Annotated in this window: 3 protein-coding genes and 1 pseudogene; all 4 read left to right on the top strand. The window is 48.4% G+C overall.

The annotated features are described in order from the left end of the window. The first annotated feature begins 47 nt into the window (after positions 1-47). The 4 genes and pseudogenes from PGX44_RS13675 to PGX44_RS13660 all read left to right on the top strand — a co-directional run bounded on the left by PGX44_RS13675 (position 48) and on the right by PGX44_RS13660 (position 4,450). The gene (locus tag PGX44_RS13675) at positions 48-950 is read left to right on the top strand and encodes a LysR family transcriptional regulator (RefSeq protein ID WP_498855805.1); all 903 of its coding nucleotides are present in this window, start codon (positions 48-50) and stop codon (positions 948-950) included. A 170-nt stretch (positions 951-1,120) separates the two neighbouring features. Next, a complete protein-coding gene (locus PGX44_RS13670) occupies positions 1,121-3,508 on the top strand; it encodes a glycyl radical protein (protein ID WP_498855804.1) in 2,388 nt (795 codons plus the stop codon). Between the two features lie 25 nt (positions 3,509-3,533). Further along, positions 3,534-3,614, top strand: a pseudogene (locus PGX44_RS13665) (hypothetical protein); the annotation flags it as partial. Positions 3,615-3,637: 23 nt separating this feature from the next. Then, positions 3,638-4,450: a glycyl-radical enzyme activating protein gene (locus PGX44_RS13660; protein WP_498855803.1), complete on the top strand. Its 813-nt coding sequence runs from the start codon at positions 3,638-3,640 to the stop codon at positions 4,448-4,450. The last annotated feature ends 75 nt before the right edge of the window (positions 4,451-4,525 follow it).

The following is a 4,525-nucleotide window of genomic DNA, read 5'->3' as shown; positions in this document are numbered from 1 at the left end:
GTAACGCATCTTCTTTTATGATACCTAAAAAAACTTACACACTTAACTTGACAAACCCAAAATATGAGGTATTGCTGGCCGTCGTAGATAAGGGGAGCTTTATTAAGGCGGCGTCTGATTTAGGCTATACCCAGTCGGGGATTACGTATATGATGAACAGCTTGGAAAAAGAATGCGGCTTTCCTCTATTGAGCCGGAGCAATAAGGGCGTAGCACTGACGCTCGAAGGGGAACGGCTGCTACCGGAAATCCGCCAGCTCGTGCAGCTGAATAAGCGATTGGAACAGGATTTTACCGAAGTCAAGGGCACTGTAGAAGGGAAAGTGCGCATTGGCTGTTTTCCGACTATTGTCTGTGCGATTATGCCGAAGATCATGCGTCTGTTCCGTGAGCTGTATCCCAAAATCCAGCTGGATCTGGTAGAAGAAAACAGCTCAGGCATCCTGACGGAATGGCTGGATTCCGGCTTTATCGACATTGCCTTCCTCAGTAAGCAGCCTCAATACGAATACGACTGGATTCCCTTGCGGGAAGACCGGTATGTCATTGTCATGCCGAAGGATTCGCCGTTAGCGGCTTATGACATTATTCCGGCGAAGGAACTGGAAGGCCATCCCTTCTTTATGTACCGGGGTGTAGACGGGATGGATGCTGAAGTAGCGAGCTACTTCAGGAAACATGACGTTCATTTAATGCCTACCTTTACGTCCAGTTCAGATTACGCTGTCTTGTATATGATTGAGGAAAATCTCGGCGTCGGCATGATTCCGGAACTGCTGATTCACGTTTCGAAGGATAAATTTCCTACCCTTACGACACGGGAACTGGATCCGCCGGCCAAGCGCAGCTTAGGCTTAGCCGTACGGGGCTATAGTACGGCCATACCGGCTGTACAGTGTTTTATCAAAACCATACAGCGTGCTGTAGACGATGGCAGTCTGTCTATCTGATGAATAAAAGGCCTCCTTTGACAGGAGGTCTTTTGCGTATGAGAGTTTCTAATAGTCACCATTTTAATCGCTCGTTTTACGATTTGTCATTTGTCTTGTACAATTAAATTAAATTAGAAAGAGAATTACTTACAGTTCCTTAAAGTTTATTTGATTCAGGAGGTAGCAGTATGAGCGAAACATTTTATCAAATGACAGACCGTGTAAAACAATTGAAGAAGATGCTCACCGATGAAACGCCGACTATGAGCGCCGAACGGGCTAAACTGGCGACAGAGGCCATCCAAAAATATGCCTTTGAACCGCCGGTCCTGCAAAAGGCATATATGCTGGACTATATTTTACGTAATAAGAAGATCTTTATCCTCGATGGCGAATTGATCGTCGGTAACCAGGCAGATAAACCCCGTAGTGCCCCTGTTTTCCCGGAATATACGTCAGAATGGGTACTGGAACAGATTGATGATTTTGGCAAACGGAAAAGTGACCCCATGATCGTAACCGATGAAGACCGGGCTATACTGGAAGAATATCTGCCATACTGGAAAGATATCAGCTTTGATAAGGTAGTAGAACGGGCCTTGCCGGAAGACGTAAAGCATGCCGAAGAAAGTGGCGTCGTTACGGTTGGTAACCGCGATTGCGGTACTGGGCATGTCCTGCCCGATTATTTTAACCTCTTAAAACGGGGCCTCAATTATTATAAGGAACAATGTCAGAAAAAAATTGCAGAAACGGTGGTCGACAGCAAGGAAAAACAGGAACAGGTAGACTTCTGGCATGCCGTAATGATCGACATTGATGCGGCCGGTGCCTATGCACAGCGCTTTAGCCAATTGGCAGCGGAAAAAGCGGCAGCTGAAACGGATGACGTACGGAAACAGGAACTGCTTGACATTGCTGCTGCTTGTGCACAGGTTCCTCTGAAGCCTGCGAGAACCTTCCAGGAAGCAGTCCAGTTCGTATGGTTTATGCATGTCATCATGAACATCGAAAATAACGGACACGGTGAATCGTTCCATCGCTTCGACCAGTATACGAATGACTTTTATGAAGCCGATCTCGCGGCTGGCCGCATTACGGAAGACAAGGCGATTGAAATTATCGAATGCTTCTTCATTAAAGTAACGAGTATTATGAAACTGCGCGATAAATTCTATAGCCAGTCTTTTGCAGGCTATCCGCTTTGGCAAAATATCATAATTGGCGGCCAGAAGCCGGAAGACGGCAGCGATGCGACGAATCCTGTATCCATGCTTTGCCTCAAGGCCAATCAGGCTGTACAAACGTCCATGCCGACGATGTCCATCCAATACCATGATCATTTGAACCAGGACTTGATGAATGAAGGCTTACGCATGATCCAGGCCGGTATGGCAACGCCCGCCTTTTTCAATAATAACCTGGTTATCCCTATGCTCATGGAAAAGTCAGGCTGTACCCTCGAAGAAGCCCGCAACTGGGGCATCCACGGCTGCGTTCAGCCGGGTGTCGCCGGTAAGTCAGATGGCCGTCCGACCGTTGGCTATGTAAACCAGCTGAAATGTGTAGAACTCGTCTTGAACAATGGTGTTAATCCTGTAAACGGGGAACAGTTGGGGCCCCAGACAGGTAAAATAGAAACGCTTGATACGCTGGAAAAATTGGAAGACGCCTTGTATAAACAGAATGATTATTTCGTCGACATGATGCTCCGCGGCTTCAACGTCGTCGGTTCACTCCACGCGTCGCGCATGCCTGTAGCCTTTACGTCCATGCTCGTAGATGGCTGTATTGATAAAGGTAAATCGCTGCAGGAAGGCGGTTCCAAGTATTATGAATCCGGTGCGTTCTGCGTCAGCGTAGCCAATGCGGCCGATGCGATTGCAGCTGTCGATACACTGGTCAATCAGAAGCATGTACTGGATATTCAGACGGTCATGGATGCCTTGCAGCATAATTTTGACGGTGCTGAACCGATCCGCCAGGCCCTGCTCAAGAAGGCGCCTAAGTATGGCAACGATAATGCGTACGTCGATGGCATTGCTGCAGGTATTGTCCGTCATTATGCCAAGAATCTGGAAAAATACAGAGATTCCCGCGGCGGCCACTATGTAGAAGTCGTAGAATCCCAGTCTATGAACGTGTCCCAGGGTAAATGCATCATGGCTACGCCAGACGGCCGTTTTGCCTATGATGCAGTAGCAGATAACTGCTCGCCGGCAATGGGCCGTGATACGTCCGGACCGACGGCATGCATCAACTCTGTAGCTCATTTGGATCAAAAGAACGCCAAAGATGGCTGCCTCTTTAACCTGCGCTTTGACCCCCGCAGTATACAGGGCAAAAAGGGACGCATGGTTTTGGATGCTGTCGTAAAGACCTTCTTTAAGAATATGGGCGAGCATATTCAGATCAATGTTATCGATAATAAGACACTGAGGGAAGCACAAAAGCATCCGGAAAACTATCGGAATCTCTTGGTCCGCGTGGCCGGATACTTAGCATATTTCGTTGAATTAGACAGCGAAGTCCAGGAAGCACTCATTGCCAGAACGGCTCATACCCCGGATTTCTAAGTGCCTGCGATAGGAGAGGATCCTCATGAAGCAAACCTATATTGGCGGCATCCAGCGCTTTTCTACAGAAGACGGACCGGGCATTCGTACGACCGTGTTTTTTAAAGGCTGTCCACTGCACTGCCGCTGGTGTCACATAATCCGGAATTGCTCGATCCTTCATATACCCTCATGTACCGGGAAAAAGACTGTATCCGCTGCGGCAGCTGTATCCGTTCCTGCCCGGAAAAAGCTCTTTCCTTTCAGGCAGAGCGCGTAGTGATAGACCACAGGAAGTGCAAACAATGCGGCCGTTGCGTAGAGGCTTGCTGTACCGGGGCCTTGTATACAAAATCAAAGACCTATTCGCTGGATGAACTATTGGCGACGCTGCAAAAGGACGCCGACTATTATGCCATATCCGGTGGCGGTGTGACCTTCAGCGGTGGTGAGGTACTGGCCCATGCAGACTATGTCTGTACCGTAGCTGAAGCGGTGCGGGAAGCCGGCTATACGCTTGCCATCGAGACCAGCGGCTACGGGAAACGAGAGGATCTTTCTGCCTTGGCTTCCCTGTGCGATTATATCCTTTTTGATTTGAAGCATATGGATCGCCAGGCTCATAAAACCTATGTGGGCGTAGATCCGGAACGGATCTGGTCTAATTTGGAAGCGCTGGCACGGGATGAACGGATGCGGGAAAAAATTGTCATCCGCGTACCCCAGATTCATGAAATCAATGATGATGAAGCCAATATGTATGCCTTACGGGACTATATGCAGCAATTGCAGCTGCACGAGGTGCATTTGCTCCCCTACCACAATATGGGTGTAAGCAAAGCGCGGGAAGCCGGTATAGAGCAAGAGCAATTTGTCACGCCGCCTGATGAAATCCTGGAGCGCAACCGCACTATTTTGGCGGCTGCAGGCTTAACAGTGCTGGTTATGGGACATGAAGAATAACATAAAAGACAGAAATAGGGGGATGTGACAAAATGAGAAATCATTTTGTCCACATCCTCTTTTTATTTGCATCTT

Origin of the sequence: Caecibacter sp. AF58-12pH5A (genome assembly GCF_027681725.1) — a bacterium.
Lineage (GTDB): Bacteria > Bacillota > Negativicutes > Veillonellales > Megasphaeraceae > Megasphaera > Megasphaera hominis.
Note: the sequence above shows the minus strand (reverse complement) of the source record. Positions and strands in the feature narration are given on the sequence as shown.